The sequence below is a fragment of the Vallitalea guaymasensis genome, assembly GCF_018141425.1.
Taxonomy (GTDB): Bacteria; Bacillota; Clostridia; order Lachnospirales; family Vallitaleaceae; genus Vallitalea; species Vallitalea guaymasensis.
The window spans coordinates 544,391-569,126 of record NZ_CP058561.1; the positions used below are offsets into that span (position 1 = coordinate 544,391).

The window sequence follows — 24,736 nt, forward strand, 5'->3', positions numbered from 1 at the left end:
ATGCTATATACTTTGCTTCTTCTTATTTTTTTGTACTATGTATATATATCCCATTCCTACAAGAGCTCCTAATATATGCCCTAATTCTGAGATATTATTAGTTACAAATATCCCATTATATATTTCTTTAGCCAAGAATAATATAGCTATAAATATAAATGTAAGGGGAACTTTTCCATCTTTCATATTAGTGAAGGAAGTTAGTATTATCATCATGAATACAATACCACTAGCTCCTAATATTCCACTACTAAAAATAATAGCTTGAAAAAATCCAATCACTACTGTTGTTATAATAATTAAGATTAAAATTGTTTTTGAAGAATATTTCTCTTCAAGCATCGGTCCTATCAATAGAATTAATGTAATATTCCCTAGCAAATGATCTATAGAAGCATGTCCCAAAGGCCATAAAATCATCTGTACCAAACTTATCAAAGAAAATCCACCTCTATAAACAAATAAGGAATTAATAATATCCAAAGGTATAATCTGATCAATAAAGAAAATTGCTGTTGCCAATAAAGAAAATGTCAGAACCACTGGTGAGTTATATTCTATTTTGCTTAATATGTTCTTCAAGTTACTCCTCCTCGTTATTTCATATACCATTGTTATTATTATAAACATTTATGTAGGTTCCTGCAAGATATTCTTGATTTATGGTAATGATAAAAAAACTAGGTGAATTTATAATTAAAAGTTCACCTAGTTTTATAAAGATCTTCAATATATTTCTCAAATATTTTTTTCTGGTCTTCATTATATTCTCTATACATTATTGCCCATTCTACAATTATATACTGACATAATTCATCTAAATCAGAGAATTTACTTTCTGCATAAAGCACATTACATCCCCATTTTAGTTCTAATTCTTTATTGCCTGGGAATTCATTTCCACAACAAATCATAAAATCATCAATTTCCCTTAGAGGATCTCCTTCATATATATAGTTTATGGATTCTTTATATCCTTCTAAGAATTCAATCATACACATACACTCATTCTTAGTAATTGAACAAGGTATATACATTTCATTATGCTTTTTTATATTGCTCCACATGGCAATAGATGAATTCACCCCTTGTTCTTGTGTAATATATAAATCAGATAATTTCTCTAAGAATCTTTCATCAACAGCTACTTTATTATTACTCATTCAATTCACTCCTTTTAATATCAAATCAATATTATTATCACATAATATTACACTATTTGTCAATCTACCTTCTTACTCTCAATAATCCAACAATGAAAAAAGGCTGTCTCACAAGACATCAATCCTGTGTAACAGCCTTTTTATAAATTTATTGAGCTACAATCTCTTCATAACTTCTGACAGTATATTCCCTTCCTTCATCAGTCAGTTTAAAGATTCCATTAGTTTCAATAATATAGTTATCATTTTTTAATCTCATTACAATACGTTCCAAGAAATCTTTCTGCCAATTCAAATGATTACATATACTTACTATACCATTTTCTATATATTCATTTTCATTACCTTCGTGATTATAAACATGGAATAACATTGTTTTTGCAGCGAAATCGATTTCTTGGTACTTACGCCTTCTCATTATAGTTATTATTCCACGTTTTGGTGCAAAAACAAATACTAACATGAAAGTTAAACCCGTAACGGCTGCCATACATCCTGCAATAGATACATCAAAAAACTCAGCTATCTGATACCCTGCAACAGCATTGACAGCGCCTATTATACCACTTAATACCAACATTTTCTTAAGATTATCAGTTATCAAATATGCCGAAATAGGTGGACCTACCATAAATGCAATCACCAATATGGATCCTACTGCTTCAAAAGCTCCTACTGCCGTAACTGAAACGGAAGTCATCAACCCATAGTGAACTAGGATGGGTGAAAAACCTAGAACCGCTGCCAACCCTTTATCAAAAGTAGCTAACTTCAATTCCTTAAAAAATATAATTACCAATACTAGATTTATCAACAATATTGTTCCCATAGAATAAATTGCTTTTGCTCCAATGTCAACTGAACCAATAACCATTCTGTTAAATGGTGCGAAAGCCAACTCTCCTAATAATACTGAATCCGTATCTAAGTGAACTGAGCTAGCATATTTTGAAATAATGATTATTGCAATACTGAAAAGTAGTGGAAATACAACACCTATTGCCGAATCCTCTGATAATAATTTAGTTGAATTAAGAAGTTCCACCAAATATACTGTAAGTAATCCAACTACTGCCGCCCCTATTATTAAAACAGGTGAGCTCAGATCGAATACTATAAAATATGCTCCTACAATTCCTAATAATATTGTATGGGTTATAGCATCTGACATCATAGCCATACTTCTTAGAACTAAAAATACCCCTGGGATAGAACAAGCTATTGCAACTATTACTGCTATTATTTGAATCTCTAATTGTGGTGTCATTTCTACTACCCCCTAACAACTAAACAATTTTTTCTATTTCTAAAATCTTTGATTCTTTTCCATACTAATCCTCTATTAGGTGCAAGTAAAATACTGGCGATTACTATTATACTTATGACTAGTACTATAGATGGACCTGTAGGCATATTGGAGGTGGATGAACTGATTATAGTTCCAAGTATACCACTCACTGCACCAAAGATAGATGCAAGTATAACCATGATAGACAGTTTATTGGTCCATTGCCTAGCAGCAACACCTGGTGCGACTAACATGGCACTCATCAAAATGACTCCTACTGTTTGCAATCCTATGATTATTGTCGTAACTATCATACTAGCTAATAGAAAGTCTAATTTTTTTGTTGAGAAACCAATACTTCTTGCAAACTCATAATCAAATGAGATTATTTTAAGTTCCTTCCAAAAGATAATTACCAATGTAATGACAACAATACCAGCTATAAATATTATCTTGACATCCCTACGTAGCAGTGTGGATGCCTGACCAAAAATAAAATTCTCCAGTCCTGCTTGATTTGCATTCGGTATTTTTTGAATATATGTCAATAAAGTAAGTCCAATACCAAAGAATACTGATAATATAAGTGCTAGAGCTGAATCAAATTTTATTCTGGAATGCTTATCAATTAATCCCACCAGCCAAGTAGCTAATAAACCTGTAATTAATGCTCCTATTAAAAGAATCAATGTATTTTTACTCCCGCTGAAAATAAATGCAAGAGTAATTCCTGGTAATGCCGCATGTGATACTGCGTCCCCTAATAAACTCTGTTTTTTTAGAACTGCGAAACTTCCAACTACTCCGCTTATTATACCAAGAAGCGCAGAACCTAATGAAACTATTTGTAATGTGTAATCTGTAAATATCATTCTAAAATCAACCATAACATTACCTACCTTTTAGCAATCTGCCAGTACTATGATATGTTTTAACTAAATTCTCTTCTGTGAATACTTGCGAAATGGGACCACATGCTATAAGCTGGATATTAAGTAGAGTTACCCAATCAAAATATTCCTTTACTGTTTGAAGATCATGGTGTACAACTATTACTGTTTTCCCTTGTTTTCTCATTTCTTTCAATATGTCAACAATTGCTCTTTCTGTCTTAGCATCTACTCCTTGAAACGGCTCATCCATAAAATATATATCTGCATCTTGGACAATGGCTCTTGCCAAAAAGACACGTTGCTGCTGTCCGCCAGATAATTCGCTTATTTGCCTACGTGCAAAATCTTCCATACCCACTTTGACTAAAGCTTCCTCAGCCAATTTTTTTTCTTTTTTCCCAGGTCTCTTTATCCAACCAATATGTCCATATCTTCCCATTAGAACTACATCCAACACAGTTGTAGGGAAATCCCAATCTACACTACCTCTTTGAGGTACATACCCTATATTTTTTCTCTGCTGTCTATAAGATCGTCCATTAAAGAGTGTACTACCTGATATAGGTTTTATCAGATCCAGCATAGCCTTTATTAAAGTAGATTTTCCTGCACCATTAGGTCCAACTATAGCCATTAAAACCCCTTTTGGAATTCTTAGATCAATATCCCAAAGCACAGGTTTTACCCTATATGCAACTGTCATATCTTCAACTTCTATTACATAATTATCTGTTTTAACCATATAATTACCCTCTTTTTTTAGTGTATATTATTTTAATGCATCAACTATTGTATTCACATTACTTTTAACAGTCCCTATATAGGTTTCTGCTTCTGTACCTTCACTTCCTAGTGAATCAGAGAAAAGTTCTCCACCTATCTCAACTTCAAAACCTCTCGCATTTACCGCCTCTTGTAGAGCTTCAACATTTTTCTTAGGAACTGATGATTCAATGAATATAGCACCTATTTGGTGTTCCACAATAAAATCTGCCAATTCCCTTACATCTGCTGTACCAGCTTCAGAAGCTGTTGAAATACCTTGTAATCCTTTAACACTGAACCCATAAGTACTTCCAAAGTATTCAAAAGCATCATGAGCAGTAATCAATATCCTCTTGCTTTCTGGTAATTCCTCTACTCTGGATTTTACGTATTCATGTAACTCATCCAGTTCTTTTATATAAGCTTCATAGTTTTCATTATATGTGCTCTCATTTTCCTTATCAAATTCTATAAGACCATCTCTTACTACTTTTGCTGCATCTTTCCATAGTAATACATTGAACCAGATATGTGGGTCATGTAAATCATCTTCACTTACTATCAGATTCTTCTCATCAATACCAGAAGCTATTTCAATAACTATCTTTCCATTTCCATTAAGATTCTCAAAAACTTCACCCATCTTACCTTCAAGATGTATACCGTTATAGAAAACCATATCAGCATTTTGCATTAATGAAACATCGCCAGCACTAGCTTTATATAAATGTGGATCAACTCCTGGTCCCATAAGACCTTTAACATCTACATTATCTTCGCCGATAACCTTTACTAAGTCAGCAATCATAGTAGTCGTTGCAACTATACTATATTTTCCCTCAACCTTTGAAACCTTTTTGCTGCTATTACAAGCAGTAACTCCCATTGCTAATACTAATACTATAAATACAATAAATAAGTTTTTTTTCATATATTTGACCTCCTAATTATTAATTTGTTCCCGATGAATCATTAAGTTTAGGAATATAGCTTCCATGGGGACATTGTTCAGGCCTTCCTAAATATTCATAAAGTCTTTCTTCTAATAAAAATGAAGTAACGTGTTCTAATTTTTCAGCCTCTTCATGCACTTGTTCCCAAGTATACCCTAACTTTTCATATAAAAAATACTCCCATATCCTATGAATCCTGATTAATCTTGTACCTATCTCTCTGCCCTCTTTAGTAAGTTTACAGCCTTTATATGGTACATATTCTACTAAATCTTTATTGACTAATTTTTTTATTGTTTCATTAACAGTTTGTGGTGTATGACCAAATTTTTTTACTAGTTCTTTGTTACTAAGATATTCTTCTGTATTTTTATCTTCTAGGACTATTATTACTTTGATATAATCCTGCTCTGCCCTGTTTAACATTTCATCACCCCTTGATTGTTAAGGTTAACCTTAACATTTGTTAATAACATTATATACTTATTGATAATGATTGTCAATATCATTTTAACAATAAAAAAAATTATTTTTTATTTAGGAAATCTTTTTAATTGATTTTTATCAAAAGTCCATTCTGGAGTACTAATTATTTCATTATCATCAAGTCTATACCAAGGACTTAGCTCTTTATTATTACCATTACATAACACTTGAGTATCCTGCGCAGGCATATAACTCTGAGCCAGCATATATAATTTTTCCCCTGTTTCTTTATTAACTGCCATATCAATTACTATAACAGCATGTCCAGGACTTCCTCCTTTAATGAAAATATCCCCTATCTCCATATCCTCTATTTCTATATCTTCAAGCTCTTTTGACAGGGATAATGTGCCTGCATACATAAATATATACTCCATATAATTCAGAAAATCCTCATAAGTATTGGATGGTTGTGTTTTCTTTACGTACTCTGTCTTATTGCCATCTATCTTAATGCGATAACCATCTATCCATTTACTGTAATCAACTCTGAAACCATTGGTAAAATTAAAATGTATCTTATCATAATCTCCTTTACCAAATAGATACTCTCCCCTCAGTCTCATAATTGCATCAGCACATTGTTGTAGATTTTTATCTCCTATATTCATATCAATAACTGCTTCATAAACGTTAGTTCTATCTTTTATATTACCATCATAATATTTAACTTTGGAACCATGTGGTTTTAATGGAAGGTTTCTTAAATATTCCCCAAAAGATTTTTCTTCAACTTTTACTCTCTCATAATTATCAGGTACATTAAATCTTTCTTGAACAGTTTTACCATCAGAATTAATAATGTTATCCTGTTCATCATCTACATCAGCAATATCTATTTCCTTATCCTTTTCTTCTCTTTCTTCTATCTTTGCTTCATTATTATTTTTAACTACATCTCCTATTATTTCTGGATTACTTTCCGCTTTTTCTTTGTCCGTTGTACAACCTGTTACTAATATTATCATCATAATTAATACAATATACTGTTTCATATTACACTCCTCCTTGATTTTTGATAATATAATAGCTGTTCCTGTGTTTTGTAAAAACTTTTCTATAAGATAAAAAAAGCTCTCAACAATATTGTCAAGAGCATTATCTTTTTGGTTATTCTCCTGCTACAGATAAACTACTGATTTTTAAGGATGGTGAACCAACATATCCTCTACTAGGCATTACGAATTCCAAGTCATTTCCTATGTCTTCAATATTTTTCATCATCTCTATATAATTACCGGATATGGTAATCTGATTAACTGGTCTGGCAATTTTACCTTGTTTGATTTCATAGCCATAAGCAGAAACAGAAAAATCTCCTGAAATGGTACTCAATCCCGAATGCAAACCTTGTACATCAATAATTAATAAACCTTCTTCTACACTTCCAATCAACTCATCCAAGCTTTTCTTACCTATTTCTATATACATGTTGGTAGGTGCAATATCTATGATTGAATTGTAAGCAGCTTTATATGCATTACCTGTAGACTCTACACCATCTTTGGTAGCTGTCTTAAGATTATGGAAATAAGTTTTCAAGATACCGTTGCTAACCAGTTTCTTGTATTTACTAGCCACTCCTTCTGCATCAAATGGCTTAGTGTATGCTCCACCTTTCATAAAAGGATCATCTACAATAGTAATTGCTGGATTAGCTATCTTTTCCCCTATCTTACCTTTTAATAGGGATAAATCTTTATGTACATTATCAGCTGAGAAAATTGGTGCAAATGCCCTTAGAATTTGTGCTGATACATCAGCTCTAAGGATAATTGGATATTTCCCTGATTTTATTTGAGTGGCTCCAAGCATTGATATTGCTTCGTCTACTATTTCTGCAGCTATGCTCTTACCATCTATTTTGTTTAGGTCATCAGCAACTTTATATCTATATGCTGCTTTTACATCTCCATCTTCTTTTACATCAATGAATGCATATGTTTCTACACGGTTGGATTTATATTCAAGATTAAGTCCTTTGGTATTACTGATTATTGTACTATTAGTAGTCTCCTCAAGTATATTATAAGGCATGGCAACAACTCTATTATCTTTTTTGAATATTTCATTTTCTAACTGTATCAGATAATCAATCTTCTGTTCAGTACTTATTTTTTCTGAGTCCCTATTATAAGTAGTCACATTTTTATATTCTTTAGAACCTTCAAATATAATATCAACGTCATCGTTATCAATTATCTTAGCATTTTCCATGGCTTCCTCTATGAGCATGTCAATACAGCTTTCATCTAATTTTTCAGTATATGAGTAACCCATTTTATTATTATACAATCCTCTAAATGAAAGTCCTTCTTCAACGGAATTCTCAAAAGTATCAACATCGCCTTTGAACACCTTTAAACTAAGTCCTTTTTTATTATAAATGTATACTTCCATTTCTTCGAATCCAGCTTTTTTACCCTTATCAAATAACATTTTAATCATTTTCTTATTATCCACTATTTATCACCATCCCTTCCACCAACAGTCATTTTGCTTACTCTAATAGTAGGCTGCCCTACATTGACTGGTATACTACCACTAATAGAACCACACATACCTTGACCATGGTCTACATTATTGCCAACCATATCGATTTTCTCGAGAACTTCTATTCCTGTTCCTATTAAAGTAGCTCCACGAACAGGTCTATCAATCTTACCATTCTTAACAATATAACCTTCAGTTACAGCAAAATTGAATTCACCTGTTGATGTATTTACAGAACCTCCGCCAAGACTCTTAGCGAATAATCCATATTCAGTATTGGCTATTATTTCTTCTCTTGTTGACTTACCTGCTGCAATGTATGTATTAGTCATTCTTGAAGTTGGAGCAAAACGATAGGATTCTCTTCTGCCAGAACCTGTTGACTCCATATTCATTCGACGTCCGTTGAATTTATCTATCATATAACCTTTTAGAATACCATTTTCTATTAATACGTTTTTCCTAGCTTTTGAACCTTCATCATCTATATTTATTGAGCCCCAAGCATTAGGTATAGTTCCATCGTCAATTGCAGTAACTAATTCTGATGCAACCTGTTCCCCAAGTTTGTCAGCGAATACTGATGATTTTTTAGCTACACTGGTAGCTTCTAATCCATGACCACACGATTCATGAAATAACACTCCACCAAAACAATTATTGATTATAACTGGTATTTTACCGCTAGGACAATAATCAGCTAATAACATTGTTTTTGCCATCCTAGCTGAATCTTCTGCGTATCCATTCACATCAATCTTATCAAAAAACTCATAGCCCATTTGCGCTCCTGGTCCATGTATACCTGTTTGCATTTCTCCATTTCTAGAAGCTATAGATTGAATCATAATTCTAGAACGGATTCTATTGTCTTCTACAAAAGTACCTTCTGTGTTAGCAATAAATACCTTTTGATTATGGTCTAGATACTGTACTTTCACTTGTGAAATAAGAGGGTCATATCCTTTTGCAGCTTCATATGCTGATCTCATTAAATCTACTTTATTGAATTTTGATATTGAACTAGGCATAATTTTGATAGGATGGATATTACGGGCTTCACCTTTATTAAAGTTAAGTACCAAATTATATTTCGCACCCTTAATAGCGGACGCAGCTTCTTTAGCTACCTTTATCAGATTATCTCTGGTGGAGTTATTAGTATAAGCATAAACACAATTTAGTCCATTGAATATTCTAATCCCTATACCATATATCTTACCTGAAACACTTTTTTCAAGCTTTCCACCTACTAAGGATAATTGTGTATCATTTCTGTCCTCTGCAAATATCTCTGCGAAGTCCCCTCCAGTAGAAACTGCTGCTGTCAAAACATCTTCAACTAACGATTTACTTAACAATTAATTCCCTCCTCATATTAAAACTATAATTATAATTAATCATTATATGCCAAGTATATCGGCAAAATTAAAAAATTATATATTTTATACTATCATATTTATTAAATTAATGGAAATATAAGCACATTATTCTAATTTAATTAAACTAATCTTGCTTTTTACTTTTATTAATATTGACATGATAATCAACCCTATGAAAAATCCATTTATAGATGTAATGATTAAGCTTGCTATCAGATACTTTCCTGTCAGCATTCTTTTTATTATCATAACGAAGATTGTTATTAATATCACACCACACCAGTAAATTATTTTATTAGCTGTTGCATTCTTAACACCCATATGTGAATTTTTATCTCGTTTATAGATGATAAATAAAAATATTACTATCAATCCCATGATTGAACTAAAATGTTGTAACAGATTGTACACTGGAAGTCTAATACCAGCAATATCTATATATTCTCTTAGCACCTGGAATTTTTCTACAAAAAAACCAGTGGAATGTGTAAACCCATCCCAAAAAATATGTGAAAATGCTCCAATCAAAGCTGAATATATAAAGACAATTATTCTTAATACTGAGTTTAATTTCCACTTATCTCTAGCAATATAATAATAGTTATTGCAAAAAGGCTTAGGTAAATTGGTTATCATAGGTTCTTTAATTATGTAATGAAATACTAATGCAAGTATTAATATTAAAGGTAAATTAAAATATAATTGTCCCAAAAAACTATGACCAATAGTTCTATAAGGTCTAAAGTGTAAAAAGTACTCAAAATCAGGTGCCATTGATCCAATTACAAGAGCTGTAAAATCTACATATTTATTTTTTTTCATTCCAAAAGGCAAGACAATTGCTGGATGCGATAAAGTAAAAGGCATTATTTTCACCACCTATAAATTATATTCATTTTATAAGATTATAGCATGACTATATTAGACTTAAGTTAAAACTTAATTAAAAAAGCTTAAGTAGTTAGGATAAAAAAAAGAGGCAGATAATAATTATCTGCCAAAAAAATGTAATAATTAGTTAAAATAGCATTAGGTATGGAGTTACCTAAAATATTTAACACTTATAAGACGAAAACAATTTATGAAAAGTTTCATTTTATGCAGTGGTAAATAATTCAAATTAACCTTATGCTATCAATAATAATATCTAATTAATCTATCACCTACATTGAAAGGACAGTGGGTATATGATAAAATTAAACAATAAACTTTACTAGAGAACTAACGATACTATTAATATTCATTCATAAGAAATGAGAGTGTAAAATGTTAGAAAATAAAATTTTCAACTCAATAGTAAAAACTGGTATAGTTTTATCAACTATATGTATAGTCGGTAATATAATATTTAAATTTCCTCTCATAGTCAACACAAAATGGATTTGTTTAATAATTATGTGTTTCTTCGCATTATATTATGAGACTAAGGAAACCCCTAAAAAAGAACATGTAAAATTTATATTTTTTATATTTATAATTTTGTTCTTTATCCCAGTTGGATGGTTTGATTCAGGTGGAACTGCTAATAATACAATTGCCTATGTATTTATCATCTTAATATGCATTACATATCTATTTAATTCAAAAAAAAGAACCATATTGATAATCCTGTTGATTGGAACTTTTACAGGACTCTACATATTTGAACATTTGAGACCCGATTTAATTAATACACATCCAACCGATTCACAATTTTGGGATAGACTTATACAAATCCCACTAACATTATATGCATCATATTATTTAATCAAACAATTTGCTAATGCATATACTACTGAAAAGAAAAAACAAGAAGAATACAGTATAAAATTAAAAGAAGCTAATTATAAATTGCATAATCTAGCAACTTATGATTCACTTACCCATGTAAATAATAGAAGAATCTTTGATGAATATCTTCAGGCTCTGATAAGTGACCAGGAGATATCTAGCTCTAATATATATGTAGCTCTATTGGATGTTGATAACTTCAAGAAAATCAATGATACTTACGGACATCTTATTGGTGATGACTTATTAATAAGTTTCGCCAAAAAAGCTGGTGAAATTATAAAAGCACCCAATATATTAGCTAGATGGGGTGGCGATGAATTTGCCATCATTTATACTGGAGATGAAACCATCGTAAAATCTAAGATGAATGATCTATTGGAAGCAATCCAAAAGATAGGTCATACAAAAAATCTTGATTCATCAATTAGCATTGGTTTAACTAGATTAAAACCCAATGATACAGTAACTGATTTATTAAGTAGAGCCGATTTAGCACTTTATGAAGCTAAATCCAATGGTAGAAACAAGTTTATAATCCATGATTGATTATTTATAGAATACAAGATATAAAGTAAATCTTTAAAAAATAAAATTTAATGAGGTGTAAATATGCAAGTAGCAGTATTGAATGGAAGCCCAAAAGGAAAGTATAGTGTAACCTTACAATCAGTTTTATATTTAGAAAAACAATTTCAAGATGATAGTTTTGAAATAATTAATGTTGGTCAGCAAATAAAAAAATTAGAGAAACCTGACCAATTTGAAACGATCATGCAGAAGTTGAGTAACTATGATCTAATACTTTTTTCTTATCCTGTCTATACATTCATCGCTCCCTATCAACTTCATAGATTTATTGAGCTAATGAAACAATCTAGTCTTCTTACCAATCTAAAAGGTAAATTTGCAACACAGTTAACTACCTCCAAACATTTTTTTGACATTACAGCACATCATTATATTGAAGATAACTGTAATGATATGGAGTTAAAATATATTAAGGGTATATCTTGTGATATGGATGATCTACTTACAGAAAAAGGAAGAAAAGAGCTTAAACTTTTTTGGAAATATGTAAGATTTTCTGTTAAGAGTAATGTTATTAATATAGCTAATCATACACCTTCTAAATTTGATTTCGTATATGATAGAAGCCTTGATAAGAATGATGTAAAGCCTGATTTTGAAACGGTAATTGTTACTAACTGTACTGATGAAGATGTTAGTCTAAAAAATATGATAGATGATTTTTGTGCCACATATAAGTATAAAACAAAAATAATTAACATCAATGACTTCAAGTTTTCTGGTGGATGTCTTGGTTGTTTTAATTGTGCATCTGACGGTAAATGTATTTATAAAGATGGTTTTGAAGATTTGTTACGTAATACCATCCAAAAAGCTGATTCAATAATATATGCGGCTACAATAAAAGATCATTCCATGGGAGCTTCATTCAAGCTATACAACGATAGACAGTTCTGTAATGGGCATAGAACAGTCACTATGGGTATGCCAGTAGGTTATATATTAAGCGGTGAATATTCAAAAGAAAGTAACCTGAAGACTATTGTTGAAGGCAGAAGTGAAGTTGGTCACAATTATTTAACTTCTGTAGTATGTGATGAAAGCAAAGATAATGATGTGATTAAAAATAATTTGATGAACCTATCCCTGCAAACTGAGTTTGCCCTTGAAAACAAATTAGTACTGCCTGAGAATTTTTATGGAGTTGGAGGCATGAAGATATTTAGGGACCTAATTTATGTAATGCGTGGACTTATGAAAGAAGACCATAAGTTTTATAAGAAACATGGTATATACGATTTCCCTCAGAAAAAAAGAAAGACCATGATTAAAATGATATTAATAGGATGGCTCATGTCAATACCTTCAGTTAAGGCAAAATCAAAAGGTAAAATGAATGAAGCTATCATAAAACCTTATAAAGAAGCTATAAACAAGTAATCTAAATACAGGTATAATAAATATGTTATCTACTATTTATTATACCTGCAAATTCATTGATGCTTTCTATAATCATACCGTTATTTCTATGAGTACTGGAACTATCAGTTTTTGAAACCATCTTTACAATTAGTCTATGAAAAAATCTAGCTTTTTCCTTATTGATTTCTCCTCCAAAACACCCTTTTACAATAGTATTTCTACATAACTCACTAGGGAAAGCATCATTCAATTGCTTAATCGCAATATCCCCACCTACAGAACACGTTACAAACAATCCGATTTTTTTATCTAACAGAATCTGCAGATTATCCGAACAAAATCTCCGTAGTTTTTTCTGGAATCTTCCTACATAAATAGGTCCTCCAATAATAATCTTATCATAGCAGCTTATGTCTTTAATCATTTCCTGTTGAATATTAACTATCTTCACTTCACCTTGTAAATCATTACGTAAAACTTTAATACATTTTTCTGTAAAGCCGTATTTGGTACTAAAGACTATTAAAACACTCATATATATACCTCCCACTCATAAAAATTTTAATATATATATTATATCTTAATATTACAGATTAGATTCTATCTATTTAATACACAGCCATTTGATTATAACACAAAAAAATTAATGGTAAAAGAAGTTGTGAATAAATAGTTCTTCTTTCACCATTAAATATAATTATAATATACTATTAACAATTATTTATAGCATCTGCAAATCTTTTTACGTTATCCATACATATTCCATTATTCCTATTTGGGGTACTATCATCAGATTTTGATACCATCTTAATGATTAGGCGATCAAAAAAACGTGCCTTTTCTAGATTGACTTCTCCACCAAGATAGTCTTTAATCACTGCTCTTTTATACAGCGCCTCTGGAAAAGCGTTTTTTATTTGTTTTATTGCGTCATCTCCTGTCATTGAACATGATATATATAATCCTACTTTTTTACTCAATAACATGTTAAGGTTATCTACACAGAATTGCTTAACATTTTTACGAAGCTGCCCTGCATATATAGGACCTCCAATAATGATTTTTTCATAACCAGATAAGTCCTTTATGCTTTCACTCTGTAAATTGATAATATCAACTTTACCATTTAATTCATTCTCTAGAGCTTTTGCACATTTTCCTGTAAAGCCATATTTTGTTCCATAAACTATTAAAGTACTCATAACAAACCTCCCTAATTATATTTATTGTTGGTCTTTACTCAATGCATCTTCTATGGCTTTTTTTATAGCATTACTACTAACTGTAGCTCCAGTTATACCATCCACCTGTAACGATTGTTTTTCAATAATCTTTTCTGTCATAGCTTCTGCTTTTTTCCCTAGACCTGTTTGATGTTCATCAATAACGATAGTCTTGATCGTATGATTTTCAACTTCCACACTAACCCGTACCTTGACTAATGTAGAATCATGACTTCCTTTATAAATACCATCTTCCAAGGTATTAAGGTCAATATTACTAACCTCAATCTCCTTTACATGAATTGATTTTACTGCGAAAAATGCTATAACAAGGATGCCTAATATTATCAATAAAACTTTACTGCGTTTTTTTAGCTTCTTCATCAAACCACCTCTTATTATTTTTTGATTCCACTTATCAGAATATCCAATTGCTGATTGATTAATTTTTCTTTTTGCTCTATATCAATCTCCCCTTCAATAATCAATCGCACAGTTAATCCAAAAATGGAAACCCATAAAGCTTGAGCTGTAAGCTCAACGTTACATTCTTTGAACTGATTTAATTGTATCCCCTTTCTAATGCTGTCACATAATATCTTAATTGATTTTCTGTCTTCACTGACCCCTTTGTGAAGTATACTTGTATATTGCAATATAGATGCCTTGTCACTTAGGACTATTGCTAAGTAGTATTCGGAAAACTTGAGAACAGCATTAATATAACTTATAAATCTCGCTCTTATTTCTTTCTCCGGCTCATTTCCATGGTCTTTTACATCCCTAAGACTGTTTAAGATTTCTCCATAGCCTTCTTTTAATAGTATTTCTGTAATCTCATCTTTATCCTTGAAATAGTGATACACAATACCTGGAGAATAATCTAATGTATTGGTAATCTTTCTTATGGATATTTTATCAATTCCCTCTTCTACCATTATTTCTCTTGCAGTATTCAATATTAATTGTTTTATTTCTTCTTTTTTATTTATTTGCCTTTGTCTACTCATAATTACCTAACTCTTCCAGATCATATTAAACAATATTTAATTATTAAACACTGTTTAATTTTATTATATATTTTTATACCCCTGTAGTCAATAGGAAGGGGTATAAAATTTATATTATTAATATCTATTATTTAATTTGAACTTTTTTTGCCACAAATAGATTGACAAGGGATAAGGTAGCAGCAAAAAAGAATATGTACTGTGGTCCCCATGCACTCCATATTATACCACCAATATAAGCACATAATATAGAAACAACATGGTCCATACTAATTCCCATGGATAAGGTGGGTGTTATATCTGACATATCAACTGCTATTGAGCGTAAATATACAGTCTTTACCATTCCCATTTGCATGGACATCTTATCAATTATAATTAGGCTATAAGCTAAGATAACTGGTAAACCAACAAGTGGAAGCTTTCCTGTATCAAATCCAGTAGTAATCAAACCATACGCAACATATACACCAATAAATGATAATGCATCAGCATATAATAATTTTTTCACTCCAAAACGATCCAGCCATCTACCAACTGCTGGTATAAAGAAAATTCCGATGAAGCTGCCTATCATCATGAGAATAGCTAATGTATCCGCTTTTTTATTGAGAATGTCTATAAGAACCCACGGACCATACACTACCATTATCTGTTTCTGAACCCCGTGCATAATAGCTAATATATAATAATATTTATATTCTCTACGAAATACGAATTTTAATTTTTTCTTTTTTACCAAAGGTCTTTTCAATAATTTCAATAGATATACGAATAAAACAATTATCACAAGAAATATTACAGCATCAATAACAAATATGTACTTAATCTTAGTAGTAAAACTAAAAACATTGGTTCTAAAGCCTAAGAACACCATAATAGCTGCAACCATACTGAAAGCAGTAAATACCCCTTTATATTGCCCCATTCTTTTACCTATCTTTTCATCATCAATCAAAGAAATTCCAATACTGTCTTGTAAAGGAAAGAATAAGTGCATTCCCATAGAATTGATGAATAGAAATATTAACATCACAGAAAATGTTGGTGTTATAAATCCTAACACTGCAATACCTATAAAACTCAATATTTGTGCAATGATAGAAAGTCTTATATCTCCCATGAAAGATAATGCAGTAACAACAAAAATACATAACATTCCAGGCAATTCTCTAGGAAATTCTATTATACCACGTTGATAAGCTGTAATATTATAAGCATCCTTAAAATAATTAGAAAAAATATCATTGGACAATCCTAAACCAAGTGCAGTGAGTGCTAAAATAATAAAATATATAACCATTTCTTTCTTCATTGTAAAAAGTTTTGTCATGATCTTGTCTCTCTTCCTATGATTTAATTAAGATATGTTCATAAATAATGTTTCATATAGTTTCTATATAAATATTTTAATGATTATATCATAATTCTATATAATAATAAACATAAAAAAAGGTTGAGGAATTATTTTTTATTCCCCTACCTTGCTTTATTTAACTTATTCTGGCTGACAAGTTTCACAATAATAAATACTGCCTCCCAAATAAGCTTTTTTTATTATATTGCCTCCACATATTTTACATGGTTCCTTATATGTCTTTTTGCTTAATATGGTTTTGTAACCTCCTGAACAGCCAAATAAATCTTTCTCAGTATCTCTACCACCTTTTAGAGTCATTTCGTGTAAAGTGGATTTAATAGATTCATATAGTTTGTCTATTTCATCTTGTGAAAATGATGAGACTTTTCTCTTGGGATTTATTTTAGCATTAAACAATATGTCATGTAATACTCCATTTCCCAATCCTGGTATCCTCTGTTCAGTAGCCAATAAAGCTTTTGCACTTTTATTTTGTACTTCTTCATGGGATATTATTTTTTTGTAATAATCATAATCAAATTTTTCAGATAATGGAGAAGGTTTCTCTTTTGCAATTTCATAATATATATTTTCAAACTCTCCCTCTTCAAAACACCACATGCCTCCATACATCTGGACAGATGCAATAAGCAATGAATTATCTTCAAACTCGATTAAAAGCTGATGTTTCTTGGGAATCTTCTCATCTTTGTATAAAACCTTCAAGTTCACACCATCCCCAAAAACTAATCGTGTAGAATCTAGAATAATTTCAACGTATCCCCCAAATGCTATTGATTCATCTATTGTCTTACCTGCTAATTTTTCATGATACTCTTCTGGCTCACCAAAAAACCAAGCAAATTTGTGTGGTGAACCATTAGCTAATACTTTACTGATTTTTTTGCCTATAAGTGTATCATTAATTTGTTGTGATAATGCTATCGCCTCTGGTATCTCAATCAAGACTTTCCCTCCATTCAAATAAAAGATCAACACATATAATTTAACATAGTTAACTTGACAACAGTATGTCATATTTACTACTAAATAGTTTTGAAAGTCACAATAAAATTGGCTCCCCCATTCTCATTATTGGAGACTCTGATTTGTCCACCATGTTTATTGATAATGGATTTGGTTATGGTCATACCTAGACCTGTACTACCATTCGCTCCTTTATAGAATCTGTCGAATAAATTCTCTAAATCTTCTTTACTGAAACCATTACCATCATCACTGATGATAATATGACATAACTCTTGTTCTTGTTTAACAGCAATATCTATATTAGATTCTGCGTGTCTAATACAGTTTGATAGGATATTGATAAAGCCTTGAATCAACTTATCTTCATCTGCATATATATTAATCCTATCTTCTATATCTAGTTTGACATTTACTGATTTCTTAGCCGATAATCCGTAGACTTTTTTAACTGCATTTCCTATTAATTCTTTTAGATCAACAACCTTCATCTCAAAAAATTCATGCGTAGTTTCTAATTTAGATAGAAATATTATTTGCTCAACTAGTTTTTTCAGCCTTAAACTTTCATCAATAATGGTATCAAGAGCCTCTTCGGTATTATCAAAAACCCCATCTTTCAATCCCTCTGCATATCCACTAATAGATGTCAACGGTGTCTTCAATTCATGTGAGGCATTCTGCAAAAATCTTTTTTGGGATTCATCATAATTCTTTAGCTCATTAACCATATGTTCCAGAGATTCGCTTAGTTCCTCTATTTCATCTCCTGTATTAATCATCTCTATTGAGTCAAAATCCCTTTTTGATATTCTGTTGGCTCTGTTTTTTAATTTTATTATAGGCTTTGTCAATGACCTTGCGAAAAATACTCCAATAACGATGGATATGAAACCTATAATAATCATAATCAGAATGTTTATTCTCAATATGGTGTTTGTCAGATTAGAAACTTCTTTAGTAGTGGTATACAAAATGACCCAGTACCTTACTTTTCTATTATTATTAACTAATTTATTTATTGGAAGCACAGTAATATAATATTTAAAATCGTCTTTATCATTTTTAATAATAAAGCTTTCTTTGCCTTTCTGTATTCTATTAGTTAATTCAGTTAACATCTGACTATCAAACTGTGAGTCTTTTGATTGGGACATAACAACATTATTAGCTGTTTTAGTAATTACTTCAAGTCTGCTATCCAAGCCGACCTTATCCAGCTTATGAGAACGCATAATTACATCTTTGAACTTTTCTCTATCAATATTTTTTTCATTACCAATTTCTGTAGTAATAACATTTCTTATGATAGCTGCTTCATTAGTAAGATCTTCCATAACTTTTTTCTCTAAAAATACTTTTATAGCAATATTGGCTACAATGCTGCTAACAAGTAATGCACCTATTATAAGGGGTATGAATTGTAGGATGACTTTCTTCGTAATATTTCTTCTCATGATTCACCTTGGTCAACAATTTTGTAACCATAACCCCAAACTGTTAATATTTCAACCTTTGAACTATTTTCTCTCAATTTCTTTCTGATTCTCTTTACTAAGTCATCTACAGCTCTTTCTTCACCATAATAATCATATCCCCATATGTTATCTAGTATTTGCTCTCTTGAAAATGCTCTATTCTTATTTTTAACCATAAATAATAGAAACTCAAACTCTTTGTTGGTAAGCTTTAATTCATTACCATTAGCTACAGCTTTTCTTTCATCTTCTAAAATTATCAAATCATTTATTAACAATTTATTTATTTCTTTTTCATCCATATTATTGCCGTTGGATTTATCAATTCTTCTGAATATATTTTTGATACGAACTACTAACTCTCTTGGACTGAAAGGTTTTGATAGATAGTCATCACTTCCAAGCTCCAGACCTAATATCCTGTCAATCTCATCATCTTTTGCTGAAACCATAATTATTGGTATATCACTGGACTTCCTAATTTCTCTACATAATTCATAACCATCCATACCGGTCATCATAATATCAATAACCATCAAATGGCACTTAGTATTATTAAAGGCTGCCAATGCTGATTCCCCGCTTTGAAAGGTTTTGACTGTATATCCTTCTTTTACTAAATATGCTTTTATCAAATCTCGAATACTCTTCTCGTCATCAACCACATAGATCAATTTATCTGTCATATTCCTATCCTCCACTGTTTTAGAATCAAAATTTCTTTTTACATACTTTTTCCACATTTACAATAATATTCTGCCGTATTTTTATTTTACACTATAACTGTAAACAAGTTAAGAAAAAATTTGAAAGGATGATTAATATGAAAAAACTTGTATCAACTATTTTAATACTTGGAATAATGACTTTCTCAGGTATATCTGCTCTTGCAGAGAGTGCTCCAGAAAATGTGAAAGAAAAAGTTCAGATTCCAGAGAATGTTATTGAGTTAAGAGATGACATAAAGGATATGAACGAAAACATCAAAATCACTAGAGATTCAATAAAAGATATTAGGGATTCAGAAAAGGATAGCTTCAAATCTCAAGCAGATGAAATAAAAAGCAGAATTGATGCAAAAAAAGAATCAAACAAAGCATTAAAAGATGAATTTTCTACTACAAGAGATAGTTTCAATACCTTGAGAACAGAATTGACACAACAGGTAAAAGACGAAAAATTATTATTCCAGGATTTGAAGTCACAATTCAAAAATCACAAAGATGAAATAAAACCTTATTTAGAAGCAATTAAAGAAAGACATTCTATGGTTAAATCTCTAAGAGAAGATGCTAAAACTGCTATGTCCTCTCAAGACTTCGAATCAGCAGCAAACCTTCTTAGTCAAATATTAGAGTTAAAAGAGCAAACTTACAATGATTTATTGACTATAAAATCTATAATAGAATAAGATTTCATAAGTAATTAAGACTTCTAAACTTAAAAAAGATAGATTCTGCCAAATATCCAAAGCAGGATCTATTTTTTTATTAATCATTCATACTTGACTTATAAAAATTATTAATTTATAATAATACCTAATTAATAATAATTATTATTTATTCTCATGAATAATATATTAAAATTTACTTAACTATAATATAAGAGGTGACCGATATGTTGAAAATAGCATTTTTTGATACTAAACCATACGACAAAGAAATATTTGAAGTTTTAAATAAGGATTATGGTTTTGAGATAACATACTTTGAAGAACGTTTAAGTGATAAAACAGTAAAGCTTACGGAAGGGTTTGATGTAGTTTCTATATTCGTACAAGACAAGGCTCCTTCATTTGTTGTAAATAAACTATATGAATATGGAGTTAAATTGATTGCACTTCGTTGTGCAGGTTATAATAATGTTAATTTTAAAGCAGCACAAGGGAAAGTACATGTGGTTCATGTTCCAGCTTATTCCCCCCATGCAATAGCTGAATTCACAATGTCTATGATGCTCACATTGAACAGGAAAATACACAAATCACACAATAGGACAAAAGATCTTAACTTCTCTCTAAGTGGTTTATTAGGATTTGATATGTACCAAAAAACAGTAGGTGTCATTGGTACAGGTAAAATAGCAAAAATTCTAATTAAGATTCTAAAAGGCTTTGAGTGTAATGTTATCGCTTATGACATATATCCTGATAATAATTCAGCCAAAGAGTTAGGTTTTAGTTATGTTCCCCTTAATACCCTATTTAAAGAAAGTGATATTATCACTTTACATTGTCCTTTAACAAAAGATACAGAATATATAATTAGTGAAAAAAGTATTAATAAGATGAAGGATGGAGTTATGATTGTTAATACTGGTAGAGGTAAATTAATTAATTCCAAAGATTTGATAGAAGGGCTTAAAGAACATAAAATAGGTAGTGCTGCCTTGGATGTATATGAAGAAGAAGATAAATATTTCTATGAAGATTTCTCTGTAGAAGGGGTCAATGATGATATATTGTCAAGACTTATAACATTCCCTAACGTACTGATTACATCACATCAAGCCTACTTTACAAAAGAGGCGCTAAATAATATAGCCACAACTACGTTTAATAGTATTACACAATTTGATGAAGGCAAACCATTAAAAAATGAGATAGCCTATATATGCGATGAGAATGGTTGTGCAATTAAAAAAGTCAACTAAAAGTAAGAGGGGCTGTTAAGCCCCTCTAGTTTATTCTACTACTTGTACTTTCATTAAGTTAGTTTTACTTCCTTCTGCAAGAGGAACACCAGCTGTTATTACCACCAAGTCTTTTGAATTAACTATACCTAATTCTCTTGCCATAATCACTGATTTATAAAATAATATGTCTGTAGACGTTTCCTGTTTTAAGAATAACGGAGTAACACCCCATAATAATTGCATTTGTCTTCTAACTTTTTCATCACTAGTTACTGCAATTATCTGCACATTAGGTCTGTACATAGAAATCATTCTAGCAGTATTACCACTATAAGTAGGACAAATTACAGCTTTTGCTTTTAGGTGTATTGCAGTAGTATAAGCCGAATAACTAACAGCATGTGTAATACTTGTCTTGCTTTTTTTGCAGATATTTCTCTGTTCGTGGTCAGTCATGCTTTCAGAAGCATATGCAATCTTACTCATCACTTTTACTGCTTCAACTGGATATAATCCAGCAGCTGTCTCCCCTGACAACATAATAGCATCTGTTCCATCAATAATAGCATTAGCAACATCAGAAACTTCTGCTCTTGTTGGTCTTGGGTTCTTTATCATGGAATCAAGCATCTGAGTAGCTGTAATTACAGGCAGCTCATTTTGATTACATTTATCAATTATCATCTTTTGAACAATAGGTATTAACTCTGTTGGTGTCTCCACTCCTAGATCACCACGAGCTATCATAATCGCATCAGAGACTTTTATGATTGAATCAATATTGTCTACCCCTTGCTGGTTCTCGATCTTAGATATTATCTTAACATCCTTGCCACCATTATCATCAATGAATTTCCTGATTTCTAGAACATCTTCCTCTTTTCTAATAAAGGAAGCAGCTATAAAATCAATATCATGTTCAAGACCGTAAAGTATTTCCTCTTTGTCTTTTTCAGTAATAGCAGGTAGATTGACATTTACATTAGGAACATTAATACCTTTTTTATTTTTTACTATACCACCATTTTTTACAACGCATTTGATAGTTTTCTCTTTGGCATCAACTTGTATTACTTCAAGTTCAATTAAGCCATCGTCAATTAATACTTTGCTACCTTTTTTCACATCCTTATATAATGTAGGATATGTTATACAAAAACCTTCTTTGGTACCATCAAAATCTCCATTACATATTGATATCTGTTGACCTACTTCCAGCTTCAATTGTCCGTCAACAAAATTCTTAGTTCTTATTTCAGGTCCTCTAGTATCCATTAAAATAGCTATTGGAACATCTAACTCTTTTCTTACTTCTTTTATTATATTAATAATCTTCTTATAATACTCTTTTGTTCCATGAGATAGATTCAGTCTAGCGATACTAAGTCCATTCTTTACAAGCTCAGTAATAGTCTCTCTATTATCACTGGCAGGTCCTATCGTACAAATGATCTTTGTTTTTGCTTTATACAATATTAAACCTCCTATATTTATATTAATATTATTGTTAACTAATAAACACGTAAATTTGCAAAAAAAATTTGTAAAAATATATACTGTGGAACAATATTTATTGACCACTATATATTTTGTTATATACAAAAGTTTTTCCCATTGTATTATACGCCTAAAAGCCTCATTTGTAAAGTGATTATTTTTCTATAATAATATTAATCATGGTTTTTCTATTGCGAGGTCCATCAAATTCACAAAAATATATTCCCTGCCAAGTTCCTAATAGTAGTCTTCCCTCTTTGATTATAATAGTTTCTGAGAATCCCATCATACTTGATTTTATATGTGCTGCAGAATTGCCTTCCATATGACGATACCCATCTTCTAAGGGTACTATTTTATTCATTTCCATCAACATATCCCTAGTAACATCTGGATCAGCATTTTCGTTGATGGTAACCCCTGCTGTTGTATGAGGTATGAAAACTGTACATATTCCATCTTCTACACCTTCAGATTCTATTATATTCTGTACCTTACTAGTTATATCAATCATCTCAGTATGCTTATTGGTTTTTACCTGAATCATCTTAGTTATCATATAATCACCTATATTCTATTATTTTATATATATTTCAGTTTAAACCAATTATTAGAAATAATCAATAAAAAGAGTAGAATACATCGACCAATTAAAGGTATATATTAAAAAAAAGAGAGCTTATTAAGCTCCCCGTTTTAGATACTCATTCTTTATAAGAAATATTAAATTTACTTGTCCCAAAAATAAATAGCCAAAGAAAAAAACATACTTATTAATAATATATGTATGATGATATCTGTTATAAAAATCCCCTTGATTCTTTTTATTTTCTGAACCGTTATCAATATAATTATCCTATACTGAAACTCCAACAAACCTAATACTAAGGCTATTAATGAAACAGGATTTTTAAAATTCTTAATGTTGCCTAATATTTGGGGATTCCTGAACAAACGGTATAAATCCGTTGTAACACCACAAAACGGACATTCTTTACCTGTATATTTTTGATATGGACAGATCCATAAATCAGGCATAACCTTTACCATTATGGGTGTAATCAGTGGTAAACAAATAAAATATACCAATATCCCTAGGAAAACCCAGTTATAAATTATAAACCTCTTTTTCATTATTGCGCTGTTGCAATTGCAGATCCTAAACAAATTACCCAGATGATAATTAGTACTATTGCACATGCATTAAGCACTATTCCTGCAATCCCCATACCTTTTGGTTCATTGTTTTTGCTCTTCTTAACTGTTTCAACTATACCTAAGATTAGACCTACTACAGCAGGTACAAATGCTATTGTGTTACAAAATGGTATAAATGCAGCAATTGCAGAAACAATTCCTAAGACTAAAGCAGCAACTCCCATGTCATTTGCCTCCTTTCAA

General features: G+C 30.8%; 27 protein-coding genes. 4 read left to right on the forward strand and 23 right to left on the reverse strand.

Translation table 11 applies throughout. From position 1 onward, the window contains the following. Positions 1-3: 3 nt before the first annotated feature. From HYG85_RS02430 to HYG85_RS02480, 11 genes are all read right to left on the reverse strand, one after another. Complete coding sequence (locus tag HYG85_RS02430) at positions 4-582, reverse strand: rhomboid family intramembrane serine protease (RefSeq protein ID WP_212692133.1); 579 nt, start codon at positions 580-582, stop codon at positions 4-6. Positions 583-704: 122 nt separating this feature from the next. Next, on the reverse strand, positions 705-1,163 hold the full coding sequence (locus HYG85_RS02435) for a hypothetical protein (protein ID WP_212692134.1): 459 nt from the start codon (positions 1,161-1,163) through the stop codon (positions 705-707). Between the two features lie 148 nt (positions 1,164-1,311). Continuing rightward, positions 1,312-2,430: a metal ABC transporter permease gene (locus tag HYG85_RS02440; RefSeq protein ID WP_212692135.1), complete on the reverse strand. Its 1,119-nt coding sequence runs from the start codon at positions 2,428-2,430 to the stop codon at positions 1,312-1,314. 5 nt (positions 2,431-2,435) lie between these two features. After that, entirely contained in the window at positions 2,436-3,338 is a 903-nt protein-coding gene (locus HYG85_RS02445) for a metal ABC transporter permease (protein ID WP_212692136.1), read from the reverse strand. A 4-nt stretch (positions 3,339-3,342) separates the two neighbouring features. Continuing rightward, the gene (locus HYG85_RS02450; protein ID WP_212692137.1) at positions 3,343-4,086 is read right to left on the reverse strand and encodes a metal ABC transporter ATP-binding protein; all 744 of its coding nucleotides are present in this window, start codon (positions 4,084-4,086) and stop codon (positions 3,343-3,345) included. 27 nt (positions 4,087-4,113) lie between these two features. Next, positions 4,114-5,040 carry a metal ABC transporter solute-binding protein, Zn/Mn family gene (locus HYG85_RS02455; RefSeq protein WP_212692138.1) on the reverse strand — a complete coding sequence of 309 codons (927 nt, stop codon included), beginning with the start codon at positions 5,038-5,040 and terminating at the stop codon, positions 4,114-4,116. Between the two features lie 19 nt (positions 5,041-5,059). Further along, positions 5,060-5,488 carry a metal-dependent transcriptional regulator gene (locus HYG85_RS02460; protein WP_212692139.1) on the reverse strand — a complete coding sequence of 143 codons (429 nt, stop codon included), beginning with the start codon at positions 5,486-5,488 and terminating at the stop codon, positions 5,060-5,062. 107 nt (positions 5,489-5,595) lie between these two features. After that, positions 5,596-6,543 (reverse strand): DUF4846 domain-containing protein, encoded by a 948-nt coding sequence (locus HYG85_RS02465; RefSeq protein ID WP_212692140.1) that lies wholly within the window; start codon positions 6,541-6,543, stop codon positions 5,596-5,598. Between the two features lie 115 nt (positions 6,544-6,658). Next, positions 6,659-8,011 carry a TldD/PmbA family protein gene (locus HYG85_RS02470; RefSeq protein ID WP_212692141.1) on the reverse strand — a complete coding sequence of 451 codons (1,353 nt, stop codon included), beginning with the start codon at positions 8,009-8,011 and terminating at the stop codon, positions 6,659-6,661. Beyond that, positions 8,011-9,402 (reverse strand): TldD/PmbA family protein, encoded by a 1,392-nt coding sequence (locus HYG85_RS02475; protein WP_212692142.1) that lies wholly within the window; start codon positions 9,400-9,402, stop codon positions 8,011-8,013. The genes HYG85_RS02470 and HYG85_RS02475 overlap by 1 nt, the downstream gene beginning before the upstream one ends. Positions 9,403-9,528: 126 nt before the next feature. Then, positions 9,529-10,290, reverse strand: coding sequence for a DUF4184 family protein (locus HYG85_RS02480; protein ID WP_212692143.1), 762 nt, complete (start codon positions 10,288-10,290; stop codon positions 9,529-9,531). Between the two features lie 399 nt (positions 10,291-10,689). Between HYG85_RS02480 and HYG85_RS02485 the strand changes: the two genes are divergently transcribed. After that, positions 10,690-11,742 carry a GGDEF domain-containing protein gene (locus HYG85_RS02485; RefSeq protein WP_212692144.1) on the forward strand — a complete coding sequence of 351 codons (1,053 nt, stop codon included), beginning with the start codon at positions 10,690-10,692 and terminating at the stop codon, positions 11,740-11,742. A gap of 63 nt (positions 11,743-11,805) precedes the next feature. Then, positions 11,806-13,164, forward strand: a complete 1,359-nt coding sequence (locus tag HYG85_RS02490; protein ID WP_212692145.1) for an NAD(P)H-dependent oxidoreductase — start codon at positions 11,806-11,808, stop codon at positions 13,162-13,164. Between the two features lie 25 nt (positions 13,165-13,189). On the opposite strand, the gene HYG85_RS02495 is transcribed toward HYG85_RS02490, so the two are convergent. From HYG85_RS02495 to HYG85_RS02530, 8 genes are all read right to left on the reverse strand, one after another. Then, complete coding sequence (locus tag HYG85_RS02495) at positions 13,190-13,681, reverse strand: flavodoxin domain-containing protein (protein WP_113671515.1); 492 nt, start codon at positions 13,679-13,681, stop codon at positions 13,190-13,192. Positions 13,682-13,856: 175 nt separating this feature from the next. Continuing rightward, entirely contained in the window at positions 13,857-14,348 is a 492-nt protein-coding gene (locus HYG85_RS02500; protein WP_212692146.1) for a flavodoxin domain-containing protein, read from the reverse strand. 21 nt (positions 14,349-14,369) lie between these two features. Beyond that, a complete protein-coding gene (locus tag HYG85_RS02505; RefSeq protein WP_212692147.1) occupies positions 14,370-14,753 on the reverse strand; it encodes an FMN-binding protein in 384 nt (127 codons plus the stop codon). 14 nt (positions 14,754-14,767) lie between these two features. Continuing rightward, positions 14,768-15,379: a TetR/AcrR family transcriptional regulator gene (locus HYG85_RS02510; protein WP_212692148.1), complete on the reverse strand. Its 612-nt coding sequence runs from the start codon at positions 15,377-15,379 to the stop codon at positions 14,768-14,770. Positions 15,380-15,506: 127 nt separating this feature from the next. Beyond that, positions 15,507-16,712, reverse strand: coding sequence for an MFS transporter (locus tag HYG85_RS02515; protein WP_212692149.1), 1,206 nt, complete (start codon positions 16,710-16,712; stop codon positions 15,507-15,509). A 165-nt stretch (positions 16,713-16,877) separates the two neighbouring features. Beyond that, complete coding sequence (locus HYG85_RS02520; RefSeq protein WP_212692150.1) at positions 16,878-17,705, reverse strand: endonuclease VIII; 828 nt, start codon at positions 17,703-17,705, stop codon at positions 16,878-16,880. Between the two features lie 80 nt (positions 17,706-17,785). Further along, positions 17,786-19,183, reverse strand: coding sequence for a sensor histidine kinase (locus HYG85_RS02525; protein WP_212692151.1), 1,398 nt, complete (start codon positions 19,181-19,183; stop codon positions 17,786-17,788). Beyond that, complete coding sequence (locus HYG85_RS02530; protein WP_212692152.1) at positions 19,180-19,890, reverse strand: response regulator transcription factor; 711 nt, start codon at positions 19,888-19,890, stop codon at positions 19,180-19,182. Before HYG85_RS02530 ends, HYG85_RS02525 begins: the two co-directional genes overlap by 4 nt. A 137-nt stretch (positions 19,891-20,027) precedes the next feature. On the opposite strand from HYG85_RS02530, the gene HYG85_RS02535 reads away from it, so the two are divergent. Together HYG85_RS02535 and HYG85_RS02540 are read left to right on the forward strand one after the other, a co-directional pair. Beyond that, positions 20,028-20,615, forward strand: a complete 588-nt coding sequence (locus HYG85_RS02535; protein ID WP_212692153.1) for a hypothetical protein — start codon at positions 20,028-20,030, stop codon at positions 20,613-20,615. Between the two features lie 206 nt (positions 20,616-20,821). Beyond that, on the forward strand, positions 20,822-21,856 hold the full coding sequence (locus tag HYG85_RS02540; RefSeq protein ID WP_244971265.1) for a 2-hydroxyacid dehydrogenase: 1,035 nt from the start codon (positions 20,822-20,824) through the stop codon (positions 21,854-21,856). Positions 21,857-21,886: 30 nt separating this feature from the next. Here HYG85_RS02540 and pyk read toward each other — a convergent pair whose 3' ends face one another. The 4 genes from pyk to HYG85_RS02560 all read right to left on the reverse strand — a co-directional run bounded on the left by pyk (position 21,887) and on the right by HYG85_RS02560 (position 24,717). Next, entirely contained in the window at positions 21,887-23,311 is a 1,425-nt protein-coding gene (gene pyk / locus HYG85_RS02545) for a pyruvate kinase (protein ID WP_242986376.1), read from the reverse strand. 178 nt (positions 23,312-23,489) lie between these two features. After that, entirely contained in the window at positions 23,490-23,894 is a 405-nt protein-coding gene (locus tag HYG85_RS02550) for a secondary thiamine-phosphate synthase enzyme YjbQ (RefSeq protein WP_212692154.1), read from the reverse strand. A 170-nt stretch (positions 23,895-24,064) separates the two neighbouring features. Next, positions 24,065-24,373 (reverse strand): DUF2752 domain-containing protein, encoded by a 309-nt coding sequence (locus HYG85_RS02555; protein WP_212692155.1) that lies wholly within the window; start codon positions 24,371-24,373, stop codon positions 24,065-24,067. Between the two features lie 95 nt (positions 24,374-24,468). Next, positions 24,469-24,717, reverse strand: coding sequence for a hypothetical protein (locus HYG85_RS02560; protein ID WP_113671524.1), 249 nt, complete (start codon positions 24,715-24,717; stop codon positions 24,469-24,471). Positions 24,718-24,736: the final 19 nt, after the last annotated feature.